General features: G+C 33.4%; 34 protein-coding genes and 1 tRNA gene. 5 read left to right on the forward strand and 30 right to left on the reverse strand.

Translation table 11 applies throughout. The features are described 5' to 3' along the window. Positions 1 to 53: 53 nt before the first annotated feature. Together ychF and EF513_RS03005 are read right to left on the reverse strand one after the other, a co-directional pair. The gene (ychF, locus tag EF513_RS03000; RefSeq protein ID WP_125215938.1) at positions 54 to 1,154 is read right to left on the reverse strand and encodes a redox-regulated ATPase YchF; all 1,101 of its coding nucleotides are present in this window, start codon (positions 1,152 to 1,154) and stop codon (positions 54 to 56) included. A 16-nt stretch (positions 1,155 to 1,170) separates the two neighbouring features. After that, on the reverse strand, positions 1,171 to 1,320 hold the full coding sequence (locus EF513_RS03005; RefSeq protein WP_125215939.1) for a DUF1674 domain-containing protein: 150 nt from the start codon (positions 1,318 to 1,320) through the stop codon (positions 1,171 to 1,173). An 89-nt stretch (positions 1,321 to 1,409) separates the two neighbouring features. Between EF513_RS03005 and EF513_RS03010 the strand changes: the two genes are divergently transcribed. Both EF513_RS03010 and gshA read left to right on the forward strand, forming a co-directional pair. Beyond that, entirely contained in the window at positions 1,410 to 2,147 is a 738-nt protein-coding gene (locus EF513_RS03010; RefSeq protein WP_125215940.1) for an RsmE family RNA methyltransferase, read from the forward strand. After that, positions 2,125 to 3,309 carry a glutamate--cysteine ligase gene (gshA, locus tag EF513_RS03015; protein ID WP_125215941.1) on the forward strand — a complete coding sequence of 395 codons (1,185 nt, stop codon included), beginning with the start codon at positions 2,125 to 2,127 and terminating at the stop codon, positions 3,307 to 3,309. The genes EF513_RS03010 and gshA overlap by 23 nt, the downstream gene beginning before the upstream one ends. Here the strand turns inward: gshA and EF513_RS03020 are convergent. From EF513_RS03020 to EF513_RS03135, 24 genes are all read right to left on the reverse strand, one after another. Then, the gene (locus tag EF513_RS03020) at positions 3,299 to 5,152 is read right to left on the reverse strand and encodes a polysaccharide biosynthesis protein (RefSeq protein WP_125215942.1); all 1,854 of its coding nucleotides are present in this window, start codon (positions 5,150 to 5,152) and stop codon (positions 3,299 to 3,301) included. The genes gshA and EF513_RS03020 overlap by 11 nt on opposite strands. A gap of 5 nt (positions 5,153 to 5,157) precedes the next feature. Continuing rightward, complete coding sequence (fdxA, locus tag EF513_RS03025; RefSeq protein ID WP_125215943.1) at positions 5,158 to 5,487, reverse strand: ferredoxin FdxA; 330 nt, start codon at positions 5,485 to 5,487, stop codon at positions 5,158 to 5,160. After that, on the reverse strand, positions 5,488 to 6,216 hold the full coding sequence (gene ccmC, locus EF513_RS03030; RefSeq protein WP_125215944.1) for a heme ABC transporter permease CcmC: 729 nt from the start codon (positions 6,214 to 6,216) through the stop codon (positions 5,488 to 5,490). Further along, positions 6,207 to 6,947, reverse strand: a complete 741-nt coding sequence (pgeF, locus tag EF513_RS03035) for a peptidoglycan editing factor PgeF (protein WP_125215945.1) — start codon at positions 6,945 to 6,947, stop codon at positions 6,207 to 6,209. The genes ccmC and pgeF overlap by 10 nt, the downstream gene beginning before the upstream one ends. Positions 6,948 to 6,967: 20 nt before the next feature. Continuing rightward, positions 6,968 to 7,057 (reverse strand) — tRNA-Ser (locus EF513_RS03040). A gap of 9 nt (positions 7,058 to 7,066) precedes the next feature. After that, positions 7,067 to 7,363 carry a 50S ribosomal protein L28 gene (gene rpmB / locus EF513_RS03045; RefSeq protein WP_125215946.1) on the reverse strand — a complete coding sequence of 99 codons (297 nt, stop codon included), beginning with the start codon at positions 7,361 to 7,363 and terminating at the stop codon, positions 7,067 to 7,069. A gap of 113 nt (positions 7,364 to 7,476) precedes the next feature. Further along, complete coding sequence (locus tag EF513_RS03050) at positions 7,477 to 7,914, reverse strand: lysozyme (RefSeq protein ID WP_125215947.1); 438 nt, start codon at positions 7,912 to 7,914, stop codon at positions 7,477 to 7,479. A gap of 4 nt (positions 7,915 to 7,918) precedes the next feature. Then, positions 7,919 to 8,365 (reverse strand): hypothetical protein, encoded by a 447-nt coding sequence (locus EF513_RS08010; protein ID WP_206425231.1) that lies wholly within the window; start codon positions 8,363 to 8,365, stop codon positions 7,919 to 7,921. Then, the gene (locus EF513_RS03060; RefSeq protein ID WP_125215948.1) at positions 8,359 to 8,688 is read right to left on the reverse strand and encodes a hypothetical protein; all 330 of its coding nucleotides are present in this window, start codon (positions 8,686 to 8,688) and stop codon (positions 8,359 to 8,361) included. Before EF513_RS03060 ends, EF513_RS08010 begins: the two co-directional genes overlap by 7 nt. A gap of 9 nt (positions 8,689 to 8,697) precedes the next feature. Continuing rightward, on the reverse strand, positions 8,698 to 12,267 hold the full coding sequence (locus EF513_RS03065) for a glycoside hydrolase/phage tail family protein (RefSeq protein WP_125215949.1): 3,570 nt from the start codon (positions 12,265 to 12,267) through the stop codon (positions 8,698 to 8,700). Positions 12,268 to 12,272: 5 nt separating this feature from the next. Beyond that, positions 12,273 to 12,716: an NlpC/P60 family protein gene (locus tag EF513_RS03070; protein WP_125215950.1), complete on the reverse strand. Its 444-nt coding sequence runs from the start codon at positions 12,714 to 12,716 to the stop codon at positions 12,273 to 12,275. Beyond that, positions 12,716 to 13,537, reverse strand: coding sequence for a DUF2163 domain-containing protein (locus EF513_RS03075; protein WP_125215951.1), 822 nt, complete (start codon positions 13,535 to 13,537; stop codon positions 12,716 to 12,718). Before EF513_RS03075 ends, EF513_RS03070 begins: the two co-directional genes overlap by 1 nt. 6 nt (positions 13,538 to 13,543) lie before the next feature. Further along, on the reverse strand, positions 13,544 to 14,116 hold the full coding sequence (locus EF513_RS03080; RefSeq protein ID WP_164503809.1) for a DUF2460 domain-containing protein: 573 nt from the start codon (positions 14,114 to 14,116) through the stop codon (positions 13,544 to 13,546). Positions 14,117 to 14,619: 503 nt separating this feature from the next. Further along, the gene (locus EF513_RS03085; RefSeq protein ID WP_125215953.1) at positions 14,620 to 14,835 is read right to left on the reverse strand and encodes a hypothetical protein; all 216 of its coding nucleotides are present in this window, start codon (positions 14,833 to 14,835) and stop codon (positions 14,620 to 14,622) included. Between the two features lie 20 nt (positions 14,836 to 14,855). Then, positions 14,856 to 15,911 carry a hypothetical protein gene (locus EF513_RS03090; protein WP_125215954.1) on the reverse strand — a complete coding sequence of 352 codons (1,056 nt, stop codon included), beginning with the start codon at positions 15,909 to 15,911 and terminating at the stop codon, positions 14,856 to 14,858. A gap of 75 nt (positions 15,912 to 15,986) precedes the next feature. Then, positions 15,987 to 16,844: a hypothetical protein gene (locus EF513_RS03095; RefSeq protein WP_125215955.1), complete on the reverse strand. Its 858-nt coding sequence runs from the start codon at positions 16,842 to 16,844 to the stop codon at positions 15,987 to 15,989. Positions 16,845 to 16,885: 41 nt separating this feature from the next. Next, positions 16,886 to 18,535, reverse strand: a complete 1,650-nt coding sequence (locus tag EF513_RS03100; protein ID WP_125215956.1) for a hypothetical protein — start codon at positions 18,533 to 18,535, stop codon at positions 16,886 to 16,888. A gap of 122 nt (positions 18,536 to 18,657) precedes the next feature. Next, positions 18,658 to 19,158: a hypothetical protein gene (locus EF513_RS03105; RefSeq protein WP_125215957.1), complete on the reverse strand. Its 501-nt coding sequence runs from the start codon at positions 19,156 to 19,158 to the stop codon at positions 18,658 to 18,660. Positions 19,159 to 19,351: 193 nt separating this feature from the next. After that, the gene (locus tag EF513_RS03110; protein WP_125215958.1) at positions 19,352 to 19,792 is read right to left on the reverse strand and encodes a phage tail tube protein; all 441 of its coding nucleotides are present in this window, start codon (positions 19,790 to 19,792) and stop codon (positions 19,352 to 19,354) included. After that, complete coding sequence (locus EF513_RS03115) at positions 19,768 to 20,166, reverse strand: hypothetical protein (protein ID WP_125215959.1); 399 nt, start codon at positions 20,164 to 20,166, stop codon at positions 19,768 to 19,770. The genes EF513_RS03110 and EF513_RS03115 overlap by 25 nt, the downstream gene beginning before the upstream one ends. Then, positions 20,167 to 20,502, reverse strand: a complete 336-nt coding sequence (locus EF513_RS03120; protein ID WP_125215960.1) for a phage head completion protein — start codon at positions 20,500 to 20,502, stop codon at positions 20,167 to 20,169. Between the two features lie 2 nt (positions 20,503 to 20,504). Further along, positions 20,505 to 21,029 carry a hypothetical protein gene (locus EF513_RS03125; RefSeq protein ID WP_125215961.1) on the reverse strand — a complete coding sequence of 175 codons (525 nt, stop codon included), beginning with the start codon at positions 21,027 to 21,029 and terminating at the stop codon, positions 20,505 to 20,507. Positions 21,030 to 21,054: 25 nt separating this feature from the next. Continuing rightward, on the reverse strand, positions 21,055 to 21,234 hold the full coding sequence (locus EF513_RS03130) for a phage tail assembly chaperone (protein ID WP_125215962.1): 180 nt from the start codon (positions 21,232 to 21,234) through the stop codon (positions 21,055 to 21,057). A gap of 1 nt (position 21,235) precedes the next feature. Then, complete coding sequence (locus tag EF513_RS03135) at positions 21,236 to 21,976, reverse strand: phage tail tape measure family protein (RefSeq protein ID WP_125215963.1); 741 nt, start codon at positions 21,974 to 21,976, stop codon at positions 21,236 to 21,238. Here EF513_RS03135 and EF513_RS03140 point away from each other — a divergent pair. Further along, on the forward strand, positions 21,975 to 22,283 hold the full coding sequence (locus tag EF513_RS03140; protein ID WP_125215964.1) for a hypothetical protein: 309 nt from the start codon (positions 21,975 to 21,977) through the stop codon (positions 22,281 to 22,283). The genes EF513_RS03135 and EF513_RS03140 overlap by 2 nt on opposite strands. After that, a complete protein-coding gene (locus EF513_RS03145; RefSeq protein ID WP_125215965.1) occupies positions 22,273 to 22,584 on the forward strand; it encodes a hypothetical protein in 312 nt (103 codons plus the stop codon). The genes EF513_RS03140 and EF513_RS03145 overlap by 11 nt, the downstream gene beginning before the upstream one ends. A gap of 2 nt (positions 22,585 to 22,586) precedes the next feature. Here EF513_RS03145 and EF513_RS03150 read toward each other — a convergent pair whose 3' ends face one another. Genes EF513_RS03150 through EF513_RS03160 form a run of 3 tightly spaced genes read right to left on the reverse strand, consistent with a single transcriptional unit; the run spans position 22,587 to position 24,626 of the window. Next, positions 22,587 to 22,889 carry a GTA-gp10 family protein gene (locus EF513_RS03150; RefSeq protein ID WP_125215966.1) on the reverse strand — a complete coding sequence of 101 codons (303 nt, stop codon included), beginning with the start codon at positions 22,887 to 22,889 and terminating at the stop codon, positions 22,587 to 22,589. Positions 22,890 to 22,904: 15 nt separating this feature from the next. Beyond that, complete coding sequence (locus tag EF513_RS03155) at positions 22,905 to 24,092, reverse strand: phage major capsid protein (RefSeq protein WP_125215967.1); 1,188 nt, start codon at positions 24,090 to 24,092, stop codon at positions 22,905 to 22,907. Positions 24,093 to 24,107: 15 nt separating this feature from the next. Next, entirely contained in the window at positions 24,108 to 24,626 is a 519-nt protein-coding gene (locus EF513_RS03160) for an HK97 family phage prohead protease (protein ID WP_125215968.1), read from the reverse strand. A 229-nt stretch (positions 24,627 to 24,855) separates the two neighbouring features. Between EF513_RS03160 and EF513_RS03165 the strand changes: the two genes are divergently transcribed. Further along, complete coding sequence (locus EF513_RS03165) at positions 24,856 to 25,074, forward strand: hypothetical protein (RefSeq protein WP_125215969.1); 219 nt, start codon at positions 24,856 to 24,858, stop codon at positions 25,072 to 25,074. 57 nt (positions 25,075 to 25,131) lie between these two features. Here EF513_RS03165 and EF513_RS03170 read toward each other — a convergent pair whose 3' ends face one another. Beyond that, a complete protein-coding gene (locus EF513_RS03170; protein WP_125215970.1) occupies positions 25,132 to 26,346 on the reverse strand; it encodes a phage portal protein in 1,215 nt (404 codons plus the stop codon). Positions 26,347 to 26,389 lie beyond the last annotated feature (43 nt).

Here is a 26,389-nt window from a genome sequence, read left to right on the forward strand (position 1 = left end):
AAATTAACTTTAAAGCTATACAATTAGTAGTGATAAAGATCAATTAATATTGATTATACATTAAACCTAAAGTGGAAGATATCTCCGTCTTTTACTAAGTATTCTTTACCTTCAAGTTTCATTTTTCCTACTTCTTTACAACCCGCTTCACCATTATATTGAATAAAATCAGCGTAACTTATGGTTTCTGCGCGAATAAAACCTTTTTCAAAATCAGTATGAATTTCACCTGCTGCTTGGGGAGCAGTAGCACCATTCTTTACTGTCCAAGCATGAGCTTCTTTAGGACCCACCGTGAAAAAGCTGATTAACCCTAACATTTTATAAGCTGCTCGTATAATCTTATTAAGGCCGGTTTCTTTAAGACCTAAGCTCTCTAAGAATTCTTGTTTTTCCTCAAGGCTTTCTAAAGTAGAAATTTCCGCTTCGATTTTACTAGAAATGATTACCATTTCAGTATTATGCGCTTGCGCAAGCGCTAATACTCTTGCAGTGTAATCATTACCACTCGCTGCTTCTTCCTCTAGCACGTTAGCTACAAATAATATCGGTTTAGCAGTTAAAAGCTGCATTAATTTTACTTGCTTTAGCTCCTCTGGATCAAAGGAGATAGATCGAACAGGCTTACCCTCTTCTAAGATTGGTATAATTTTTTTAGCAAGTTCTAGCTGCATGGCAGCTTCTTTATCTTGACCTCTAATTTTTTTTTCAAAGTTAGGGATTCTTTTTTGTAAACTATCAAGATCAGCGAGGATTAACTCAAGTTCAATTACTTCTGCATCTCTTATAGGGTCTACATTACCGCTTACATGAGTGATATCTTCGTCTTCAAAGCATCTTAATACATGAATAATAGCATCAACCTCACGAATATTACCTAAAAATTGATTGCCTAACCCTTCACCTTTGCTAGCACCTTTCACTAATCCCGCAATATCCACAAATTCTAGCTGGGTAGGAATAATTTTTTTAGAACCTGCTATATGTGTTAATTTTTCTAATCTCTCATCCGGTACAGCCACAATGCCAACATTGGGCTCAATAGTACAAAATGGAAAATTGGCAGCCTCTGCTGCTTGAGTTGCTGTTAAAGCATTAAATAAAGTTGATTTACCAACGTTGGGTAACCCAACAATTCCACATGAAATACCCATAATAACCTTTTAAAATTTAAAAATCTGAAACTCTGCCTTTGCGTTCCCAATCTCCATAACGAGTTGGCTCCGGACCAGACGGACCGCCAATCTCTTCTTTAGAGTCTTTTTGATTAACTTGTTGCTGTTGCGTGTCCTGTTCTTTGAAAGGATTTTTATTACTCATTTATTTTCCTATTATATTCATTTGACAAAAATAGTGAGATTACAGTAACAAGTAAACCATCTGAAACCTCATGGGACAATATAGTTTAAATGACCAAATTCGTACCTAGAATATATTACCCAAATCCAATTTTGCCAACCCAAGAAATGATATTAGTAGATGAATTGTTTCATTATCTTGCGAGCGTATTAAAAGCTAAAGTGGGTACTAGTCTTAAAATATTTAATGCTGATGATGGTGAATTTGAAGCGGTAGTCGTTGCTAAAGAAAATAAAAAAATTATAATTCGTGTAAGCAATAAAATTGCTAAAGTAATGCGCTCTACTCCTAGCATTAGGCTATGCTTTAGTCCTATTAAGCCGCATAGAATGCATGATTTAATCGAAAAAGGTACCGAGCTTGGGATAACCGAATTCCAACCCATTATTATGCAGCATAGTATAGTAAGAGAATTTAATGTAAGTAAATATAATAAAGTGGCTATTGAAGCTACTGAGCAATCTGAAAGATTTACAGTGCCTATATTTAAACCTCAACTTTCTTTTGAAGATTTTATAGAGATTTATCAAGAAGAGCAAATTTTATGGGCTAATGAGAATGAAGAAAATGTACAAAATATTTTCCCCAAAGCTAGCTTTAGGTGTTATAATATGTTGATTGGTCCTGAAGGAGGCTTTAGTGGCCAAGAAAAAGAAATTTTAACAAGACTGCCTAATGTACAAAGCGTAAGTTTAGGTAAGTTTATATTAAGAGCTGAAACAGCAGCTTTTAGTTTAATATCATGGATAAATTTTATAAATTTAGATGACACACCAGCAAATCAATAACATATTAAAATACGAACAAGAAATTGATAGTTGGTTTAGTAGCCAACTTATCAATAAGAGTGGTAAAATATTTTATGCATCAGTTGATATCCGCAATTCTGGAAGTAAAATTGCACCTATTGATGTAAATGTGTTTCCTGCTGGATTTAATAATTTAGATGAGCGCGAAATGACAGTTGCAAAGTCTGCAGCAACTAAATTTATTAAGGAGTATTATCCTCAAACCACACGAATCTTACTTATTACTGAAGATCATAGCCGTAATTTATTTTATTTCGATAATATATATGCTTTATGCCAAATTTTAGCAGAATTTGAAGTTACTTTATCCAATTTTGATATTCAAGCCCCTCAAGAATTTAAAAGTAATAATGGTAATTTATTATCCTATGTTCCTTTAAAAATAGTAGATAATTATTTGGTAGATAATAAAAATCATCCTTTTGATTTAATCATATTAAATAATGATTTAAGCAAGGGGATTAGAGATATTTTTACTAAAATATCCAATCCTATTATTCCGCATTATCTTTTGGGTTGGTATAATCGTAAGAAATCTGATTATTTTGATTGTTATAACAAAGTAGCCACCCAGTTTTGTAACCAGTTTAGCCTTAATCCTGCATATCTAACTACTTTGCATGAAACTTGTAGTGAAATAGATTTCAAAAACCAACAAAACTTTCAATGTATAGCAAATAAGATAGGAAGCTTGCTCGCTAAACTTAGAACTCAGTATATTGAATTGGGAATTGACCATGAACCATATTTATTTGTGAAGGCTGACCGTGGTACCTATGGAATGGGTATAATGACCGTAAAGCAAAAACAAGATATGGAAATGATTAATAAAGATATGCGCAAAAAAATGCAAACTATTAAAGAAGGCGTTTCTAATACCGATCTTATTTTACAAGAAGGCATACCAACTATTGACCAACTCGATCAAAATCCTTGCGAGCCGATGAGATACTTAATAGATCATCAGGTGGTCGGCGAATTTACCCGAGTGAATATTGCTCGTGATGCTTATAGCAATTTAAATTCTAAAGGAATGTATTTTGCTAAAAATAATTTCAATGAAACTTCTAATAAAATATATAAAATAATTGCACGTCTTGCCTCTGTTGCACTAGAACTAGAATTGCAATCTAAGCTTTAAACTCAGTCAGGTATTTTTTTAATATTATAGGAACTTGTAGTTCGTTACATTCGCTAATAACTTGCACTAGTTGTTTTAAAAACTCTTCATTAATAATATTATGGCAATTAAATTTGCTAAACATTAAATCCTGATGCTTTGTATCAATTTGCTCTTCGTGAGAATATACTAGCTCTTCGAATAGCTTCTCTCCTGGTCTAAGCCCTGTATAAGTTATTTTGATATCTTTTTCGGGTTTTAAACCGGTTAATCTAATCATACGGCTAGCTAAATCATAAATTTTAACTGCATTTCCCATATTTAATATAAAAATACCGTTGCTATATTCTTTTTCAGCAATACCAAGGCTTACAGCATTTAATACTAAAGTAACCGCTTCTTTAATAGTCATAAAGAAACGGGTTATCTCAGGATGAGTAATAGTAATAGGACCACCTTCTTGAATTTGTTTAGCAAACAGAGGAATAACAGATCCAGATGATCCAAGCACATTGCCAAACCTAACAGTAATAAATTTTGTTGCAGTTCCTAAGTTATTACAATAATTCATGTAATATTCAGCCATTCTTTTAGTAGCGCCCATCACGTTGCTTGGATTGACCGCTTTATCAGTTGAGATTAAAATTATAGCTTCTAAGTTATGTTTTAAACTCAGATCGCAAATGTTTTTAGTGCCTAAAAAGTTAGTAGTTAATGCTTCTATAGTATTAAGTTCAGCTATCGGTACATGTTTAAGAGCAGCTGCATGAAATATAATGTTTGGTTTGTACTTTGATATATGAGCATCTATTAAGCCTAATGATCGGACATCGCCTATTTTATATACAATTAGGTTACCATAGCTTTTAAACTCTTCGTTAGTTGCATAAAGATTATATTCAGATGAATCAATAATAATAATTTTTGCCGGGTTATAGCTAATAATTTGCCTTAAAATTTCACCGCCAATTGTACCGCCCCCGCCTGTAATCATAATTACTTTATTTGATAAAGTCTCTTGAATTTCTTGGGTTGCTGCTATTACCTGCGGTCGTCCTAATAAATCTTCGAGAACAATAGGATTTACTTTTTGCTCTCCATCATTGGTATTGTCAATTTCGTTGACACTAGGAATCTTAGCAATAGTCAGACCGAGCTTACCTGCGTATTCTAAATAATAATTTAATTCATTAATAGGAAAATTTTGGCTAATGACTATTTTTTGAGGGAGTTCACCATTTAATTTAAGTTTTGGTAATAATACTGGAAGCTCTTCGATTTTTCCAATAATAGGTACATTATGGATAAATCTACCTTTCCTTGAATCTTTATCATCAATAATGCCAATTACTATATATTCACTTTTTTTATTACGATTAGTACTACGAATAAAATTTTCACTTTGAGGAGTGACACCCATCACTAATACTTGAATTTTTTTACGATAATCTCCGATAATACCAAGTTGTACCTGATATTCTCGTATAATACGCCAGGCTACCCTAGGGCTAATCAGCAAAGTGTTCAGCAATATATAGTGAATTAGCAGTACTGAGCGGGGGATATTTTCAAGCCTTAAAAAGATAAAGAGCCCTATCCATAAAATCAAACAATAATAATTTGTATATTTTAATACTTTAATTGCATCAGGCAGTGAGAAGTAACGTAAAATTACTCTATGGATAGTAAATATATATTGAAAAATTATGCTTAAGATACTTCCTAGCATTATTGAAGCTATTATCTCTTCTCCGGCAAATAAAATATCGTCGCCAAGCCTTATAAAAACTGCTAAGGAAAAAGATAAAATTGTTATAAAAAAATCATGAGAGAAAATAACTATATTTTTCAAGTTAAGTTTCATCTAAGTTATTTTCCTGGCTTTGGACTAAAATATTCTTCGAGTTTATTTGGTTTATCTTTAAATAATACGGCTTCAGGCAGCTGATCTTTTTTACGATTTATATTTGGCCATTTTTCAGAATATTCCTTATTGAGTTCAAGCCAATCAAGTAAATCTTCAGATTCAGGGCTGATCGCTTCGACTGGACATTCCGGTTCACATACCCCACAATCAATACATTCATCAGGATTGATAACCAACATATTTTCTCCTTCATAAAAGCAATCAACAGGGCAAACTTCAACACAATCTGTATATTTACATTTAATGCAGTTATCGGTAACTACATAAGCCATTTAATGCTCCTTTGCTATGTTATATAAGTGAGTTCGTTTAAGTTTTTTGGATAAAATTTTATATTCCATTGAAGCAAAAGTTAACAACACAACTAAACTTATGCAAGCTGCAAAGATTAATAATAATGGAGGTAGCATTGAAGAATCAATAGCCACACCCCCTTTTCTTAAAATACTTGCGGGTTGATGCAAGCTATTCCACACTTCTACAGAAAATTTAATAATAGGTACATTAATCGCGCCTATTATGCTAATTACCGCAAAAATTTTATGATGTTTTATAGATTTATGGTTATTACTGAGCACTATCATTAAACATAAATATAGAATAAATAAAATTAACATAGAGGTAAGGCGGGCATCCCATACCCAAAATGTCCCCCAGGTAGGTTTTCCCCATATACTTCCTGTTAACAAAGTAATAAAAGAAAAAATGGTTCCTATGGGCACTAAGCTCTCTGCTATTAAAATATTTAAATTGTTTTGCCAAATTAAATAATTAATACCCAATACGCCAATAACAAAATAGAGATTTAAAGCTACCCATGCCGCAGGTACATGAATATACATTATTCTTACTAGATCACCTTGCTGATAATCAGCTGGAGAGGTAATTAGTGCATAATAAAGGCCAAATATAAATAAGGTTAAAGATAATAAACCGCAGATCGGTAGAATAATTTTATTATAATTACAAAATAAGCTAGGCTTAAAATTTTTTATGAACATAGTTTTATAAATGAGATGATACTACCATAGTATGAATCAATTCCTTTAGTAAATCTTCTATGGCTAAACCAATGTAGATTACTAAAAGTATCTTCACTTAAATCTATAATGTTAGTGATGTTATTTTTTAGCAAGCTATCTTTTACAAAAGAAGTTAGATCAAAATGATATTGCGCGGAAAGCTTAGCAAAATATTTAACATAAGTTTTATCGTCCTCTAAAAAGTTTTTCATAAACTCCTCGCCAACTTCGTAGCTTTGTTGATAAATGTGTGGCCCAATAATGGCAATGGTGCCTTCTTTATCTTCAGTAAAATATTGTAAAGTGTTAGTAATGATATTAGTTTTAGCTCCTTTCCAGCCGGCATGAATGGCAGCAATTTTTTTTAATTTGGAGGAGTATAATAGAATCGGCATACAATCGGCAGTTTGGATTGCCAGATAAAACTCTTCTTTGCCTGTTACATGTGCATCGGCCTGAATAAGCTGCTGTGGCCTGGTTAATTCAACTGCTATATTAGAATGAACTTGTTGTAAAAAGTTTATATGCTCTAAGTCAGAATTAAGAATATTGGCTAAAAACAAACGATTTTTAAAATGATCGTTATGTTCAGGATCATTTAATTTAGGAACGTAACGATAGGTATCTGAAGAGGGTAGTAAATATTTGGTTGTAAAACCATAAACTATATTTGGAATAAATTTAGGGTTTAAAATCAATCCCTTAGTCATTCTTAACCTTAAATTTTAGGTGGCGGAGAGAAAGGGATTCGAACCCTTGACACACTTTCGCATGAACACGCTTTCCAGGCGGGCGCCTTAAACCACTCGGCCACCTCTCCTAATTTAGCTTAAGCTGTAGCTTCGGTAGCTTGTGCTTTTAAAATAGCTTTTTTAATTTTCTGTGCAGCAGCGGTTAATTTGCTGTTTGCAGTATGCAGTAAAAAATTATCAAATCCACCTTTAGCATCGATAGTTCTTATAGTGCTAACACAAAGATCAAATCTAAATTCTTGCTTTAAAACATCACTAATTAAGCGGAAAGCTTTGATGTTTGGCAAAAACCTGGTTCTAGTTTTACGATTAGAATGTGAAACTAAGTTACCAGTTAACACATCTTTACCAGTTAAATCACAACGTCTGGCCATGAAAATCACCTTTTTTAGAAAAATACTTGTTTATCAAGCTAAATCTTTTATACTTAAAAACTGGTAAAGTCAAGTTTAGATCATATAAAAAGCTTTTTAAAGATTTATCTAAGTTAAGCATTAAAATTATATTCAAGACCCTCGACAAACCTACGTTTAATCAGGCCTTGTAGAATCCTGCCTTTACACCAGATCCATTTATTAAGTTCACCTTTAACTAAATGATGCTCATAATTATTAATTTTTTGTCGTAAAGTTGATCGCTGTAAAGCAGCCGTACCTAAATTAAAGGTAAATGATAATATAGCTGTAAATTGATGGTTATTTAAGGGAGAGTGAATATGACGTATAATTGCTTGGCGAGCAAAAAGCAAATCTTGCTCCAGCAGTTCACAAGCCTGATTTTCATTGATTTCAGAAAATCCTTCATGCGGTTTAATTACATGTCCATAGCCTATGGTATCTAAACCAGCAGGACATTTATAAGGATTGCTTGAGAATCCTTCAAATTGCTTAATAAAATTAATTTGATGTTCAGTGATTGAGTACATAAACTTATTTCTTATTGAGCTTGCTCATGGCCCTTTGGCCAAAGTAGAAACTGATTATCCCGGTAAAAATCGCTTGGTCCTCAACATTCCAAAGAATTTCAATAATTTCTGGATCTACTGAATTAATACCAAGCTTTAATGTCTGCCAATATTTGATAAAGCAATAAAGCCCAAAAAAAGCATAGGCAAGCACCGGACGCACCAGCCCGTTAAGAGCATCAATCCATTTTATTTTAGTATAATAAGTTTTATAAATTTCTTTAAGCTCTAGCGTTTGATCTATAAGTTTTATTTCTTCAATTCTTTGGCTTAAACCAAGTTTTTGTAATTTAATCTGGCGATCAAAAATTTCCAGTTCTTGTTTCTTATCTGATAAATCTTTAAAATGCCCGATCAGATGTGGTAGCAATGAACTAAAAAACCCAGTAAATGCCGCAAGTATAGTTACCATAAAGTTTTCTCCTCTAACCATGCATTATGTTGGTAGGTGAATTGTTGGTTCCCTATAAAAACCTTCATTCCTTGGTAAGATTTTAAAGTGTGATAGTTTTCAATGAATATTATAACTTGGTTATAATTCAGGTGATCTGGATTATTAATGATTATTGCTTCACCTAAATTTAAATTATCCGGAATATCTGGAAAAAAACCGGAGATTTGAGGATTAAAAGCAAAATCTATCAGTATTAAATTATAATTAAGGTCATATTCCTTATTGGCTTGATTGGGATGTAATACCCTTAAGCCTAAATTGGGCGTAGTATATTGTTGCATAAAATCCTTTTATGTAATGTTGAGGGTTGTAGGCTTGCTATAGCCTAAGTTTTCATGAAATGCGCTGATAATAATTTTAGAAATTGAGCTGATGGGGGTGACTAATGGTAATTCTAAATTATTAGTATTAATCAGTTGCTGAAAAATTTGATAGTCATCCATATTAGTAATAGTAATTAAAAATTTTAACTCTTCTAAATCAGCAGATTTGTAATCCTGAATCTCATTAGAATAGTGCTTAATAGCTTGCCATGTTAATCTTAACTTATTTTGTTGCTCTATGGCTGTAATATTAATCACTTGTAGAGGGTTATTAATATTAAAATCAACCGTGTAATTAGTAGCAATAGCTAAATTTTGTCCTGTATGGGCGAGCTTTAAATCATTGTCGCTTAACTCTAAATTTTTAAGCTGTAGTAGATTCACTTTGCTATCTAACAACACAAAGTTATTACCTACCTCATGAGCAAGCTTAGTAGCTAAATTTAAGTTACGTTTTAGCTTGCTAATTATATATTCATGCTCTGCAACTAATTCTACCTCTTTAAAGGCAATTAGCTCACCATTAATGAAAGCGGTTTGCCAATTATCAGTTTGTGCAAGTTCGCCACTATTTAAAATGACTTTAAGGTAAGTAGTATTATCAATTACATATGGGCTCCACTCCGGAAGGGAAGAGGCTATAAAGCCCATGGTTGCCTCATAATGATTTTCAGTTAATAATTCAAAATTATGGTTATAAACTTGTACTGGTTTGAAATTCTCAGTTTGGCTTCTAACTGCTATCAATAAATTAGGTTGATAATTTTCATTAATAACCATACTAATTTCACCAATAGGATTTAAGGTGGCAGCTTCCAGCTCAAGATTGCGTGATGATAGATAATCATTACTATGATTCAGCAAATCAGGGTCATCTTGTAATGCGGTTACCTCTATTTCACCATTGGTTCCAAAACATAGTTTATTAATACGTGCTATATATTCTTGATTGCCATCCTCGATAATAATTAAATCTCCTAAAGCTAGGTCTAAGTAGTTTCTGGGTAAGCTGAAATTAAATTTAGTTTGGGAGATATAAAAACTAGCAAGGATTTGTTCTGCAATATTTTGAGCATGATTTTGACTAGTTACAATCGGTAAATGAATAGTATGTTGATGATGACTGCCATTATTATTACTGGCGCGTGCTATATTAAATTGATAATCAAGTTCTTTATCTACAAAATGGACATTAACTATATTAGGTAGGTTACTACTTTCTTTTCTAAGAATTACCAATGGATATTGCTCTTTAGCAATCATTTCTCCTACTTTTATTCTGTTATTAATATAAGAGGTTTTAGGTAAAAAGCAGATTTTGCCATTTAGATTATATGATTCAAGATTAAAACAAATACATAACCCATCAAGAATTTGCCTTACGGTTGATAACTCACTAATTACCAACCCTTCGACAGTTTGGGTAAGCTTAGACACATCAATTTGTTCCGGAGAAATTTTAACTCTTTTACATAAATCAATAATAACACCAGCCAAGCTTGCTTTGCCAATTTTACCATTTAACCAGTGCCCCTTAGCCCATAAATGTGCATCACGCCATTTAGCTTTCAAATCAGGAAAATATGGATAGGGCCGGGCATCCCAGCACCAAGCAAAACACTGCTCAATCATACTTTGAGTTTTAAAAAACTTTAGGCTGGCGGTAAGCCCAGCACGTTGAGCCTGAAAATCAATATTGCCGTTTGAGCCGGTTGGAATATTCCCATCGATTGAATCAGGATCATAAAATACATTAGGTTTATTAGAGGCAGCATCAATTGAGGGGAAGCCAAATTCGGTAATCCAGATAGGCTTCATTTTAGGGCTCCAGCTGGTTTTTAAGCCATCAGGATTAATATGTTCATTTCGCCAAAAATGTTCCATATTCTTCCAGGCAAATCGCTGCTCAAGCGCTTCTTTGTTGTCTCCATTATAATAGAAATCACTACCTTCTCCGCTATTCCAACCCTTAAAAATCTTATTTTGATCATGCGCATCTAGTGGGTTTTCGGTCAGTGGAAAATAGGCATCGATACCGATCATATCAATATTATGATGTGCCCATAAATCATCGAGATTATACCAACCTTGTTCGGTGTGATGATATTCTGACCAATCAGCAGCATAAGTAATTTTAACTTTATCACCTATAATTGCTCTAACTTGATCAGCCAGTTTTATCAGTTCTGTAACAGCAGGGAACTTATTATCGGTAGTTCTAAGTTTAGTGAGACCAATTAGCTCTGAACCAATTATGAAAGCATCAACCTTATCTTTAACTAGGCGGGCATAATGTAAAATAAATTGATTATATCCATCAGGTTTATTAAAAAAATGTGCTACATCCTCAGCATTACCACTAAGATGACCACGCCATGGTTTACCAATTTTATCCACCATTAAAAATGGATAAAACATAATATTTAAATTGTTTGATTTTAAAAAATCAAAATAATTTAAAATACTTTGATCGCTAGGAGTACCGCCAAATAAAGGGTAACCCTCTTTATCTCTAGAGATTATAGTAGTATTTTTACGCGTGAAGTTGCCAACTTGCCATGTATTTGGCAAACTTAGATTATCTTTATGCTCAATACGAGGGGCAATAAAGCAACCGTTAATATCTAAACAATTTACAAACCATGAACTTACTACCGAAACCCATTGTAAATTCGGGCAATTATTTAATAATTGGTTAGTTGACAAGACACTATCGGCAATTCTTTCTAAATTATTAGAATTGATAGATTGAGCCTTACCTTTAGCAAAATCCTTATTGTTCACTGAAATTTTAGAGCTAGTATATTGAATTTCAGTATCATATACAAATTCTCCACAACCTGGAATGATAGTCATGCCGGTTAGTAATTCTTCAAGCTGAGCTTCACCATGGTTTTTAAGGTCACTAAACTTTTTAATTTCAAAAGTAAAATTAGGTACACGATTGCCAAATCGCGTTAAATCAAAGTTTTCTAAAACTATATAAGCCATCCCTCTATAAGCCGGTGTACGTCCAATGCCACATACAGCCTCAATTAACGGGTCTGGAAGCTGCAAATTATCACCTTTATAGATTCGATAGTCAGTTTGCTTTAAGTCGAGCAACATAGTATCAGCCCAGATGCGTGTAATATCATCTATTGGTCCCAACCCTAATGATATAGCTAAGTTAACAGTATAGGTATATCGTAGTTCTGTTTGACTAATTTTTTTCCCACCTCCTTTGCCCACACGAGTACTATGATTTAATTGATCTTGATGTTCTTGAATTGGAGTAGCCCAAATGACGTTTCCTGCAAAGCGGTTAGTCCCATAAATTATAGGAATTGTTTGCCCATAAGCAGAGGTTTGTACCATTAAATCGTTAAGCTTGCTTGATCCAAAAAATTTTTGTTTGATTTTATTTTGACCAAAAATACGACTATCTGCTAAGCCGCCGATATAGGAGCCAACTGCATATCCTGCAGCCATGCCAAGGGGACCAAAGCTTGCACCCAAGGTGGTACTAAGCGCAGTTCCTAATGCTATTGATGCCATGATTTTTACTTATAGTAATTAGTTGGAAATTTAAAAGTAGCGATTATTTTACTGCTCCAATAAGGATCGAGACCATGTTCTACTACCCGCCTTAGAGGTGCGTAGCTATGAATCATTGTTTTAGAATATACCCCTTGAGCAATCAGAGCAAAATGTTGAGGTTCTTGATCAATTTTGAGTAACACAATGTCACTTACCTCTAAAGTTGATATATCTTTTTCAACTAAGCAGTTTTTGCTGATTTCTAATAATTTATCCTGATTGGGAAGCCTGCGGTAGCCTGTATGGTCAGCGATATTAATTCCAAGCTCATGGGCAACTCCTATAATAAGCCCGATACAATCTACGCCGCCGGGGTCGTTTGCAGATTTCTTGATACGTCCTTGATGTTGAAATTTGGTGCCAAGCCAGGTGCGTGCCTGTAAGATAATAGTGTTTTTATCGTGCATTAAATTCCTCCAGGTTTAAATAATTGATCAAGTCCTGGTAAGTGAGGTTCACCTCGAAAATTAATAGCGTTATAAAATTTATCACAGCAGCTGTTAAAGGTTTTATCACAGCCAGCAATAAGTTTAATTTCTTGGCCTAATTGAGGCTTAAATGGGAGAGAGTAATTAAGAGTAATAATTTTATAATTATGACTTTTAATATTAAATTTTTGCTGTGAATAATCACCATCTTCAAAATAAATTTGGCCATAATTAAAATAATTACGTGGTAAATCCAAAGGTTTGATTGTTAATTTAGATTGAGTAATAACCGAGGTGATTTCTGAACTAAAAGTATATTTAGATTCTTCGATACCGCACGATTTACCACAAAATTTTACCCGACAAGTAGGAGAGTATACCCCTATAATAGTTTGATCAGTACTTGCTTCAAGAGAGTTAATCTCTGCAAAAAATTGATCACCTATCAGCTTAATTTCACCAATATAGCCTTTTTGTAGAGAAATTTTATGTTCATTAGGGTTAAGATAGTCAACAGTAAATATTTCTATTTCGGCTTGATCGTATAGTCCGCTATTGATTTCTTGAGGCTTAATAAAGTGATGGTCAACAATGGTAGAAATATTTAAATTATCGGCTTCAAGGCCTTGGGTTTTGGCAATAGCAGAAATATTACTATTTGGAATGCTATAATAAGCAATATCATTAATAGTTAAATTGTAGGAGTGATTAGTAAAGCCTAGAATTTTATGATTTTTTAGTTTGATCCATATACAAGTAGCAATAGTGGTTACATTTTTTGTAAAAAACTTTTGATTCATAATAGGTTACAATATTTCAATTAGAGAAAGGGTAGGAGCAAGGTAAAGGCCATAATTTTCATAAGTAATAGGCAGATAATCATTATCAAATCTTACCGGGATATCGTAAATCAAATCTGCTGTAATCAAGGTATCTTTAAGAGGTGGGTCTTTTAAAGTAACTATACCGCTTAGATAATCACATTCAAAATTATCTATCTCTTGATAATTTAAATATATTTTAAGGCTGCCTTTAACCGGTTTGGTTATTTTGTAATAATGGTTGCCTAGCAGCATCTTTAGCTGGAATTTTGAGGATATCCCGTTTGCCTTGGCTTGTACCTGGCCAGTTAGTTGATGGCGGAGCGGATCACGAAACCTAAAACCATGCGCTCTACCTTGTACTGTTTCAAAAAAGCTTACTAGCAACCGGGCCTGTTCTCCATTAAAATGGGTGGTGTACAGCTGATATTTCATCCGGGCAGTAGGTAATAAAATATTGCGCTGTTCATTGTGATTATAGCTTGTAAGAATTTCCGTATGAAACTCTGGTCCACCTGAGGAGCCATAAGCAAGCTCAAGCGGAAATAAAATATTCATAAATTGATGCATGAGAAATAATGATAAATGTTAAAGAAAAAATGAAGATGGTTTTAGTATCTTGATAAGAATCGTCTGTCTTTATTATTTTATGGGGAGATTAAGCGCACTTCACTTGGTGGATTGGTAATATATGAGCATTGCCAATTGCTATAGAGCTTGCAAGTTGGCAGATAATACAAGCATTAGAGGAGCTGTAAGGAGAAAACAATATTAAGATGCATTTAGTCTAATTAAATACTTTTCTACATAAATTTTATTATAAGAAGCTTAAGCTAACACCTAGAAAAGTGACGTTAAGCTTAAAAAAGCACCTTCAAAATTTCCTGATGATGATCTATTAGGCTTGCTTGAATTTGCCGCTTGCATAAGTCATTCTAGGAGATACTTTTTAGATAGCATTCCTCATAAATATCTTTAAGTATTTTATGAAACCGGTTCTATTCCCTTCTAAAAAATACTAGGAAGAAATAAGCTTTAAATTATAATAAGTAACCTAAAGCTTATTTTTCTTCACTATCAGTAGGAGAAACTTTTGAGTGATCAGTAGTTGGGTTTTTAATAATCTCAGGTTTTATTTGCATGCCAAGTGAGGCAAGCAGATTAGCAAATTTTTTAAACCAGCTATAATCATTGTCAGAAGCTTTGTCTGCAAAATTTTTGGCAGCAATTAACACTGGTTCCCAAAATTCGTTTTTATTGTTTACATTCTTTGACATGCAAATTAAACCTTAGCTTTTTATCTTGGTATACCTGAGCCATTATTAGCATTTACTACTAAACCTTGGGCATTTTGTAAGCTCTGCCGTTCCAATTGTTGGAGCATCTTTATATTATTTTTAATGTATTCTGGTAATTGAGACATAGATTTAAGTATAGGATCTTGGGGACCTAAATAATTTTTAAGCTCTCCCTTTTTATATTCCAGCACTTCATAACCTTTCACCCCTTTATCATTGCCTGGTGTAAAATTATAAATAGGCATAATAATAGTGCCGGTAAACTCACCATTAACCAATAACTCTTTAAGCTTACCATCTTGCCCTCTTACTTGTTGTACATAATCATTAGGAGAATTTTGATCAGGTGTGCTAGTAATTACAGTATTTTTTATTTGAGGATTATTTTTATCAGGCACTTCTTCAATTTGAGCCTGCACTATACAATTTTGTTCACGCAAAGACTTTGCTATGTCTTCTGATGCTTTATTATCATAAATTATAGAGCTACCATACTTTCTTTGAAGCTCTTTGTATATTACTGAGCTGCTCAGTGCGCCTTCTCTTGGACCGATAGCAGTATCACTGCTCGTTTGTTGCACGGCTGATTGCGGGGTTACAGTCAAGCCTATAGCATCAGTAAATTGTTGTGGAGATTGAGCTGTTGTAGCTACAGGAGTAGCGGTAGCAGCGGCAGCAGGTGATTGTTGTGGAGATTGAGCTGTTGCAACAGGAGTAGCGGTAGCGGCGGCAGCAGGTGATTGCTGCGTGGATTGAGCTGTTGTGGCTGCAGGAGCAGCAACTTTATCTTGCTCTTCCGGCTCTTCTTCATCGCTATCACTCCTAGTATTGGGCTGAAGGTCTACTGTAACAGCATCTTGAGTCAATGGATATTGATAAATATATGTAGGGCTCTCATCAGCTGGCATTTCCTCTTGACCATTACCAAGCCAGCGCGCAAAAAGTTTCATCATATTAAATCCATGCTTAAGTGAGGCTTGGCCTGCTGCTGATCCGCCGTCTGAGGCAGTTGACGATGAATCTGTATTATTTTTGGAGGATTCAGAAGTTGTCATAAGCTGTTCCTTGGTAATTTATTAATATAATATTAATTGTATTATAACACTGAGGTGAAAGATATCAAATTATTTTTAAGAGCCTTGATAAGGAGAAGCCTTTACAACCTTGGAAGCTCCCAAATTGCTACAATTTTTAATATCTTTTTGAATATTTTTTGGTAATTGAGAATGCGCTTTGATATTCATACTGCTTGGACCTAAATAATGTTTTAATATAGGACCTGGTTCATATTCTAAAACTTCATAGCTCAGCACCTGCTTAGTTTGATTATCCACAATAGGCAGACAAATTATTCCTTTAAAGTTGGGGCCTATTTCTAATTCTTTCAAGCTACCATCTTGGTTTCTAACTTCGTTAATATAATTATCATCCCCTTCAAACTTAAAATACCGGATTTTACATTCTATTCCAGGATGTGAGGAATCTTTAAAAATAGTTTCTTTAGTAGGTATTGTTGGTTTAATTTTTTGTGAGTTAATATTATCTTTGATATAGCTGTTTAATAAATCATCATCATTAATAGCACCTTTGCTTGATACTTTAAAGGCGTATGATTTTGATAGAAAGCAATCACCAAAAGCAAATAAAAGTAACGGATACTCAGCTTCTATCTCGCCTAAATCTTGTGCCTCTATATCAGATGCCGGCAGGGAAGCTTGATACTCCTCTTCTTGTTCTGCTATAAAAGGAAAAGGCTCATCTTCTAAAAGATTTTCCTCATCATTACTTTTAACAGAAGACATAGCAGATTTATAACTGGCAGAGGAAGCTTTAGAAATAGAAGCAGGCCTAGAGCTAATAGAATCTGATGAACGCGCACTTACATATGAAATTGAATCATCTTCAATTTCCGTAGAACGTGTTGAATTTACGGATATAATATCATCTTCCACGCCTGAATTTTTATTCGTTTTATCATCTTTAGCCATAATATTGCCGCTTTAAGAGTTAACCTGCAATCCCAGTATTATTATAAGGTATGACCGCCTCCTTTGTTTGGCGCCTGCCTAATATTGTTAGTAGGACGGAAATCGCCAATTGCAGTTTGCAATTGTGCACCTTTACCAGCGGCTTTTACTTTGCTCAAATTTTCACTAAGTTCTTTGAGCTCACCTACTTTATCAAAAGCTTTTGCCATAGTATTAACTGAGCCGCTCTGAATAACTGTCGTTTTGCCAGCAGCTTCTTTAGTCATTGGCTCGAAAGAGTCCTTAATATCTTCTAACCCTTTTTTACCTTCTTGTTCTGAAGCTCGCAATTTTTCTGATTGAGCGAGTATTTCTTGTTGAAGGGATTTAGTTCTTGTTTGGTCTATGTGCATTAAAGAGTTTTTAGGAGTATTTTCAGTTTTTATTTGAGAAAGAGCATCCTTGCCACCATTCTGTAAGACTCCTTCTTCTTTGCCTTTAGGGGTGCCCGCAAGATTAGTTCTTGCCTTATCTACATCTGCATGATTACCAATTGCCTCTTGCCAACGGGAAGAAATCCCTTCTGCCTTTAATTGAGCTTCGGTTTTAACCTCTTCAGCTCTACTTTGCTGTGTTTTAGATGCTATATCATCAGGTTGCCTATTACCTCTTTGGTTATTCGAAGTTGTAGAGGTTTGAAGATTATTAACAAAATCACCCTTTTCATTGATGTTTCCGGTTTTCTTAAGATTCTCCCTTGCTATTCTCAATTGTTCTTCAGCAGAAAGGTTTTGACGATTTTTAATAAAATCACCTTTTTCATTAATGTTTCCAGTTTTCTTAAGATTTTCCCTTGCTATTCTCAATTGTTCTTCAGCAGAAAGATTTTGATGATTTTTAGTAAAATCACCTTTTTCATTGATGTTCCCGGTTTTCTTAAGATCTTCCCTTGCTGCTCTTAATTGCTCTTCAAGAGAGAGATGTTGCTGTGTATTGGATTTAGCCTGCTTTTTAGGAATCTCAGGTAAAGGCTTCCTGCGCAAACCCTGATCTTGTTGTTGATCCTGGCCTTGTTCTCTATCAATAATTCTGGCTTTACTTTCAAGCCATTTCATATCTAGTATTGAAGTTCCTTTGTCGCTTAATACAGCTATTTCAAGCTTGCCATTTTTCCAATGCTGTACATCAAACGCACCAGGTATTTCCTTACCATTCGCATCAATACGAGGAGTTTTAATTACACCTATAAAATTGTTAGTTTCATATCTTACAAAACCATTTTTATCTCCGATCTCTTTAGGGTCGCCAGCTGGAGGAAAGGCAAATACACCCGGTATAGCAGTTTTTTGTCCCTGGATCCATACAGACTTATTTTTATCATTCCTTTGCTCTATTGCGGTGATTATCCCGTTTGATAGGCTATGACTTTGGATGATCGCTAAGCTAGCCCCGCTAACCTTTAGCTTCTCCTCTTCCTCTTCGAGCCTTTTAGCAAATAATTTAGATAAATCTATTGCAACTTCAGTAATTTCAGGTTCATTTGATTTGCTAGCGCGCTTTGCAGGGACATGCTCATTTTTATTATTAGCTTTAACGCTACTTTTATTCTTTGCCATGTTAATATCGCTAGCCAAAGGCGTTATTATAGCCTCTGCCGAGTTAGCTTTAATGCGAACTACTGAGCCTCCAGGGTTAAACAGACTATGAGACATGTTATACCTAATATTAATTTATTCTGTTAATATTAAAGTATAACACAAAAAAATGAAATGTTAAGAAATTAACTTATCTAATACATTGTTTAATATAATATATCAAAAAATCTAGTAAAAATCTAAGAAACCTTATCAATTACTAAATCAACTTTCATACTATCATCACTCTGTTCTTTAGCTTGGCTAGAATGATCTTTGATATGATTTACTACTAATACATCATTTTTAATTTGATTAATAGTTTGCTCTGAAATCTCGTATGCAATAAATTTTAAAGATTTCTGTTTGCTTATTTCAAGTAACCTATTGCTATTAAATTTATAAGCAAAAGCTTTAATACCGCTAATGATATTAACTTTTAAAGCATTAACTAAATCTTGATCTTCAAAATCAATACCTTTTTTATTATCAAGTAAACTATATTCATCACAAAATTTCTTGAAATATTTGTCTCTGAAAACTTTTTTAAATTGTAGGTATACTTTTTCCAATTGAGCTGAGTAAATTTTTTCTAAATTATTTTGGGCTTGTAGTTCTGAGGCTAAATCCACAAATATATCAATACTAGATTTGTGATCAAAAACTTGCTTTAACAACTTAGTCTTAGAGCTATCATACATAAAATTTTACCCAATAAAAAATAAATTCATAATTGTAATATAAAACTTATAAGTTAAAAAAAGATTAACAAACTACAGTTTTTTTAAAATCTAGTTTAAATAGCTAATTTCCAATAGGGTTTGTTATAACTAAATAATTTTACTTTTTAATTAAAAAACAATAAAATTATTAATTTACATGACAAATTACAAATTAGAGTGGACTTTCTGCCACAGCTTGCGAGCAAGCATTAGGGTGTTTCCAGGTTAATATACCCGCACTTTCTAACGTGAGATTATAAGTTTCTTCTTCATTAAAATTGCCCACCCTTTCATAATGTGAGATAAGAAAAGGGCCTGAAATTATTTCTCCATTACCAAAGGTAAGCTGAAATTCACCTATCTCAGTATTTAAAGCTAGGTTTTTTATTTTCTGTTCGCTCAAAGAATCAGTAAAGATTCCTCCACCGCTAATCGCCAGAGATTTTATACTACATTTCTGCATTAACAAACGCCAGTCACCTGAGTTTTTATTGCTGATGTCAATTAAATCGTTATTAAGTACCAGCCGTGTAGTTTTCAATCCTCCAATAGTTTCATAATTATTGTGGGATTTTATTTTAATTAACATTAATTTGCCTGAGTAAGCTGACATGATTCCTCTTCTTTTATCCAAAATTTTACTATATGAGTCATTTGAATAGCCTGTTGGGCTTTATTAGTGCTGCTTTCTATAGCAGTAGTTTCCTTTCGGATAACGTGTAATTTATTAAGTTTGAGTGTGTTGATTGCCATTTTTAGTTGGTCACTAAGTTGTAAAATACGAATGTTACTGCTATGTTTATCATATAATTTGAGATGTATTGTAACTATAACTCCCTGCCACGTTTTAGTAGACCAATCAGTAGTTACGATTTTGCCTAAATGGCCATACGGAAAGCTAGCATTAAGTGGCACATAATTATACACCTGGCAGCTAATATTTTGATTAAGCTGTAAAATTAATTCCTTTTGAAAAGTTGCGAGCATCTATTGTTCCTGGGTAATAAAGATAATCATATTATTGGTAAAAAGCCTGATCTTTTTTAAAATTTTAAAGGTAGATTCCTGAATAACAATCATATCTCCTAATTTAATTTGTGGGTTATCAATCATAGTAATCTTGTAAAAAGCTTTATCAAAACTTACAATGCCATTTAAACCATCGCTAAACAAACTTCTGATTTCTATCACAGGTTCCATCTTGACCCAGATTTTAGCAGTGTGTTTAATATAGGTTTCAATCCCTCCATATTCATCCTCTATTTGCTCAAGCATCTGCACTAAAGCTTGGGTATTTAAATTTCTAGTCGAAACTTTTTTCATTGTTAAATCCTTATTTTTTTAAATAGCCTAAGCAGTTGCTTAAGTTTTTTAGGTACTTCAGTCTCTTGATTAAAACTAACTAAGATATATTCTAATATAGCCTGCTTTAAAGCTGGAGGGAGGGTAGTTTCATTAAAGCCACATTGATAAAAAATTTGTAACTCAGCATAAAATTGAGGACGCAATAAAGATAAATGATCTTGCTTATATAACTGATATTCATTAGAGCTTAATGCAACCAATTCATTATAATTTTTAGCTTTAATTTCTAAGAGTTTATGGATGTTAGGATTAGGAATTTTAATCGTATGGCTGTAGTAATTCGTGAAGCTTAAACAATAAGTTTTTAGTTCAATATCGCAGTTTAAATATAATTCGATATAATTTATAGAGGCTTTATATAAATTTAATAATAACTCATCTAATATTTCATCAAGCTTTTCTTCAATTTTCAAATATTGTTTAATTTGCTTTAAAGAGACAAGGGGCAAATTGCTTTGTTCAAGTAAAATCGGTTGGTTTTCCATAAATGTAAAATATATATAATAATTATTAAGAGAATTTTTTGATCAGTTCACTTAGTTCTTGTTTGGTTGGGGCTTGGAATGATATTTGCTTGCTATTAAGTATCAAAAATAATTCTTGTGGCGTTAACTGCCATAATTCTTGTGGTTTGAGGTTTAAGTTATTGAATGCTATAGTAAAGATATCTTGCCAGGGATAGTTTTTCATTCTACCTCAAATGCTGCAAATTCTGGGTGATTTCTGCAATAATTTGCTGCTCACTTTTTCTAAATGAATCAATATTCGGAGTAGAGATATTTACTGTAAGGTTAATAGGTTTATTTTTGGGAATCCTGTTATCAATTTTACCGGCAGCATTAGGTATAAAAAGTTCAGGCCCATATTCGCCTACTAAGTATGGTTTGTTGTTAGCCACATTGCCTCCTAAGGCTCGAGGGGTTAAAAAATTTTTTAGCATGCCACCAAAATTTTGCCCCATACCCATTGGATCAAAGCTTTTGCGTAACCCCTGAGATAAATAGCCTAAAATGCCACCTAATTTACCCTCAGAGTTTTTATCATACCCACCAATAACCATATTTTTAAGTAAATTATTCATAGTTTGATAACGCATATCCTGTAGTAATGAGCCCATTTTATGCTTAAAATTTTTAAAATCACCTTGCAAAAGTTTAGTAAATTCAGTACCGATTAGTTGCCTGGTTTTAGAAGAATAATCCTTAAGATCATCCATTAATTCCTTAGTATTAACTATTTTCTCAGTAAATTTTTCAAACTCATTGTTAGTTTCATATTGAGTTTGCATTAAATGTTGCTGCTGAGACTCACATTCTTTGACTTTGTCTATAAGCCTTTGGTTTAATTCGAGAGCCTCATTGAATTCTTCATTGACAGACTCAAGTTCAGCTTTTAAGTTTTTGATATTGCTGAAATCTTCTGGTATGTGCATGTTTAAGCTATTTTATTTATTACTAATATGTTTGTTAAGTGCGTGTGCTACTAGGGAGCTAGCTCATGATATTTGTTTAGAACAGTATTCTAAAAATACTCTAGAGTATCAAAGCTGTGTTAGCTCAGAAGCTTCCAGGTTGAATAAGGGTATGCTTGTAGGAACAGTAGATATTGATTTAGAGAATATTAAGTTTATTTGCCAAAAACAACTTAAACCTCAAGCCAAATATCTGAGTGAAAAAGCATATTATCATAGATATTATTTATGTTTAAAAGAAAATGGTTACTTTCATAATGGCATTTAAGCTAGCCTTCATCCTGGGTATATTGTTATTATCTTCATGTAATTTAAATTCTCAGTATTCTAAAGATGATTATTATTGCAGTTTAGGAGCAGAAGACTATATCAGCCATAAAAACCCTAAAGCATATATTTGCATTAAAGATCATGATCATATTACTGTTATTACCGAGATTGATGATAAAATTCCTTGTAAAAAACTAGCACGAGCTAGAATTAAATCTTCTGGTGGTCGCTATAGTTTAATGGATAAATATTACAATACCTGCATGAGGAAGAAAGGCCAGCTTAACCAGTATAAATAAGTTTAATCTCCAAGTGCTTTTTTTAGAAATTTGGCTGCTATTAAGCTCGCTTCTATTATTCCCAGCTTAGAAATGATTGAAATTATAGTTTCATCGCTATGTGCTAAATTTGCATATTTCAAGCCAAATTTAAAAATAATTCGAATTTGATTTAAAGTAAGACCTTTATGGGTTATTTGTTCTAAGAGATTAATAATGCCTTGATCAAGTTCATTTTCTATTTCGGCAATAGCTCCGAAACTCGGTCTAATTAAATAGCTTTGAGTATTTACAGTAAATTCAATTTCACCACTAAAAGGATTCATACTATTACCAATTATTTAAGCGCTTAATTTAAGTAGCTTTATAGCATTAAAATTCTTAATATCGCCGCCAACCCGTTTAGTTGCATAGAATTTTACAAATGGTTTTTCAGTAAATGGATCGCGCATCAGCTTGATATTTTGGCGATCAACAATCTGATAAGCTTCCTTAAAATTACCTAAGGCTAAAGCTATCTCATTATTAAGAGAAATTGGCATATGATCACTATGATGCACGGGTATGCCAAGAATAGTTGCTTGGCCATTTGAATTGCTTTCAGGTGCCCATAAATATTCACCGGTATGTTCATTTTTAAGCGATCTAATTAATGAGCTGGTTTGGCGGTTAATAATGATGCTGGCTTTTTGGCGATGGTAATCACTAAGAGAATAGATGAGTTTATGAAGTGTTGGAAACTTTAATCCGCCTACGATTCCTGATTTTATTTGTTCTATTTTACCCCACTCATTACCATCTGCGTAGCTTAAAATGCCTTTTGGTTTGCCGATTCCATCACCTTTAATAAAGCTTTCTTCTTCAAGATTTAAAAAGCTGGTACTTAGTTTCTGCTCTAACCATTTCTCAATATCAATTGCTGAATCATCTATTAATTTTTGAGTAGCTTTGGGCTGAGCATAAATTTCATGAACCGGAATGATTTTTTTAAGTAATCTAGGGGTCTTAGTTTCTTTAATGCTGCCAGTTTCAGTAGTCCAACCACATTCTGTATTGTCAAAATCTTCAATGATTTCAAGGCCATCAGAGGAGATATATTGAATATCTGCTAATTTCCTCATAGTTGAAAGAGTGTTTAATTCAGTAAGAATATTATGCTCAACTTGGCGGGTAACAAAATAGCCACCATCGCTATCATTAGAAATGCTTAAAGCTTTTTGCTCAATATGAGCTAAATTATAATCATTACCTTTACGGATATAATCTAAAAAAGCTTTTTTATGTTCAGTATTCTCTTTGGCATATGAAGTTGTATTCACTCCGGGCCTTAGGCTTGCTACCTCCTGAGCCTTTATTTGAAGCTGCAAATCATCAATGTTTTTATTAAGTTTATTGATTTGTTCGGTGGTAATGCTATCTACACTACCTTTAGTTTCTAATGATTTAAGGCGAATATCATTTTGTTGTTTAAAATTGTGCCATTCATTGGAGAGTTGATTAATTTGTTCGGAGACGGAATATAAGTCCATAAATACCTTTTTAAGTTATTGTTGTTTTAAGATGTTAATTGCGTGTTTAATCGAGTCAGTTAATACAGTGCTTTTTGCTTGTTTGAGATTGGTGATCTTACACTGCGGATTGGCAGGAAAAGTAACCAGGCTAATCTCAAGCAAATCAAGCTCAGTAATAATTCGCTGTTTGAGTTTAGGATTGTAACTATATTTTTTAACTTGATAGCCAATACTCATGCCGCCAAGTACATTATGCTGCATGAGGGTATAAGCTTCTTGAGCACGTTTAAGTTCAAGTAACAACCTTGCATTAATACACAAACCAAATTCGTTCTCATATAAACTATTAATAATGCCAATGGGTTCATCGGTTTTATGCTGCCATAGAAGCTTAATTTCAGATGGTTGCTTGCGTTTTAGGGATTCTAGAAAAGCGCCGGATTGTATAATATCGCCATGTAAATCGGTTATATTAAAAACACTAGCGTATCCAGAGAAAAATCCATTAGGTTTAATTGATTTTAATTCCCAAGATAAGTTTAAATCTTTCATAATATGTTAGTTTTTCTTCTTATTATTGATATAAAAATTAGTAAATTAATAACTCTTAATTAAAAATATGCGTTTTTTTTGTCACGTTATTTTAAAAAAAAGAATAGACCCCTTCTAAGACACGCTTTTTCATATTGTTTTTTGTCAATCTTGCGGTAAATTTCTGACTTGTGTGGCATAATAAAGTGCAACATAATATTTGTTACTCAACTTTGGGAGTTTAAAAACTATGAAAAAAATATTATTAGCTAGTGCTTTTATCGCATCACTTGCTGCAGCTAACGTTGCTATTGCTGAAGATGTAGCTGTTGAAGCGAAAATCGTTGATGGTAAACTTTTCATCGTAAAAGATGGTGAAGAAGTTTTAGCACCAGCAGGTAAACATAAAGTTACCGTTGAAGGTAAAGAAGTAGAAGTTGAAGTTGGTGAAGAAGGCGCTGTAAAGTAGTCCTCTAACCATTCTATCATTACCTCCCTTTGATCATCCCCATAAAGGATGATCTTTTTATTTTATGCTATCCCCGTCTCTTAAAGGCTCAAATCCTAAAATTGCTCTTTTTTCATTTAAGGTTAAATAATCAGCTTTACTAAGTTTCTGCCAGAGAATCTCACGTCTATTAGTTAAGGCACTAATTGACTCGGCATTGTAACGAATATGAATATCTTCATTATAGAAATGTTTAAACCAATTATTAAAGCTGGTAGATATATAATTTAGTAAAGGTAGAATAGTTTCTTCCCATAAAGCAAGCCGTGCTTCTTGTAGATTACTGTAAGTATTATCACCAGGTATACCTAAGAGTTGTGGGGGAACGCCAAAGGCTAGTGCAATTTCACGAGCAGCACTATTTTTGGCTTCCAAAAATTCCATATCTTTGTTTGATAAGCTCATTTCTTGCCATTTTAATCCACCTTCAAGCAATAAAGGTTTGCCGGCATTAGCGCTGCCACTAAAATTTTCGCTAATTTGCTGTTTTAATCGTTCGTATTGATCATCATTTAGATGGCTATCAAGATTATTATCTCCTTGTACGATCAGAGCCCCACTGGGGCGCGCCCCATTTTGTAGCAACGCTTGATTCCATTTTGCAGCTTGGTTGTGTTGATCAATGCTATAAGCTGCAGCTTCGATGGGCGAAAGGCCATAAAAATCATCTAATGGGTGAAAATACTTTAAATGAAGTATATCACTTTTACCGGTTAAGGTTTCCACATGAAAATATTCTTCCTCACGCCCGCTTTTATACTGGTAAGCGAGAGGGACTTGAGAACCATTTTTGATTATAGCAACCCGATCAGGCCGCAATAAGAAAAGCTCCTGAAGGTTATTATTAAGCTTAGTAAGCTGAATATAGGCATTGCCTGCAAGTAATAAATAGTGAATTAGCGCTTCAATAAATGCAGCACCTGAAAAGAGTGGGTTAGGTTTATTTAGAAGAGCATTTAAAGGATGGTTTGCTAATAACTCAAATTTATTATTAGGAGCTATTCTTCCTACTTGCCAATCTACGTTGCTAGCGTTCTTTGCAATTAAATTGATTGAACGATAGGCAATTACATTTTTGCAATAAGCTTCATCTGCAAACTGAGTATAATTACGATTCATCCATACCGGACTTTTAGGTCCTTCAAGATAAGAATTGAATTTAGTTCTTAAATTATGAGAATATTTGTGTTCATAATTAGTATTAGTAAATACTTGCTTAAGCTTATTAAACATCAGTTATTGGCTCCTTCATTCAATCAATAACTAATTAGTACCT

Source organism: Rickettsiales endosymbiont of Stachyamoeba lipophora (genome assembly GCF_003932735.1).
In the GTDB taxonomy this organism is placed as follows: domain Bacteria; phylum Pseudomonadota; class Alphaproteobacteria; order Rickettsiales; family 33-17; genus RICK01.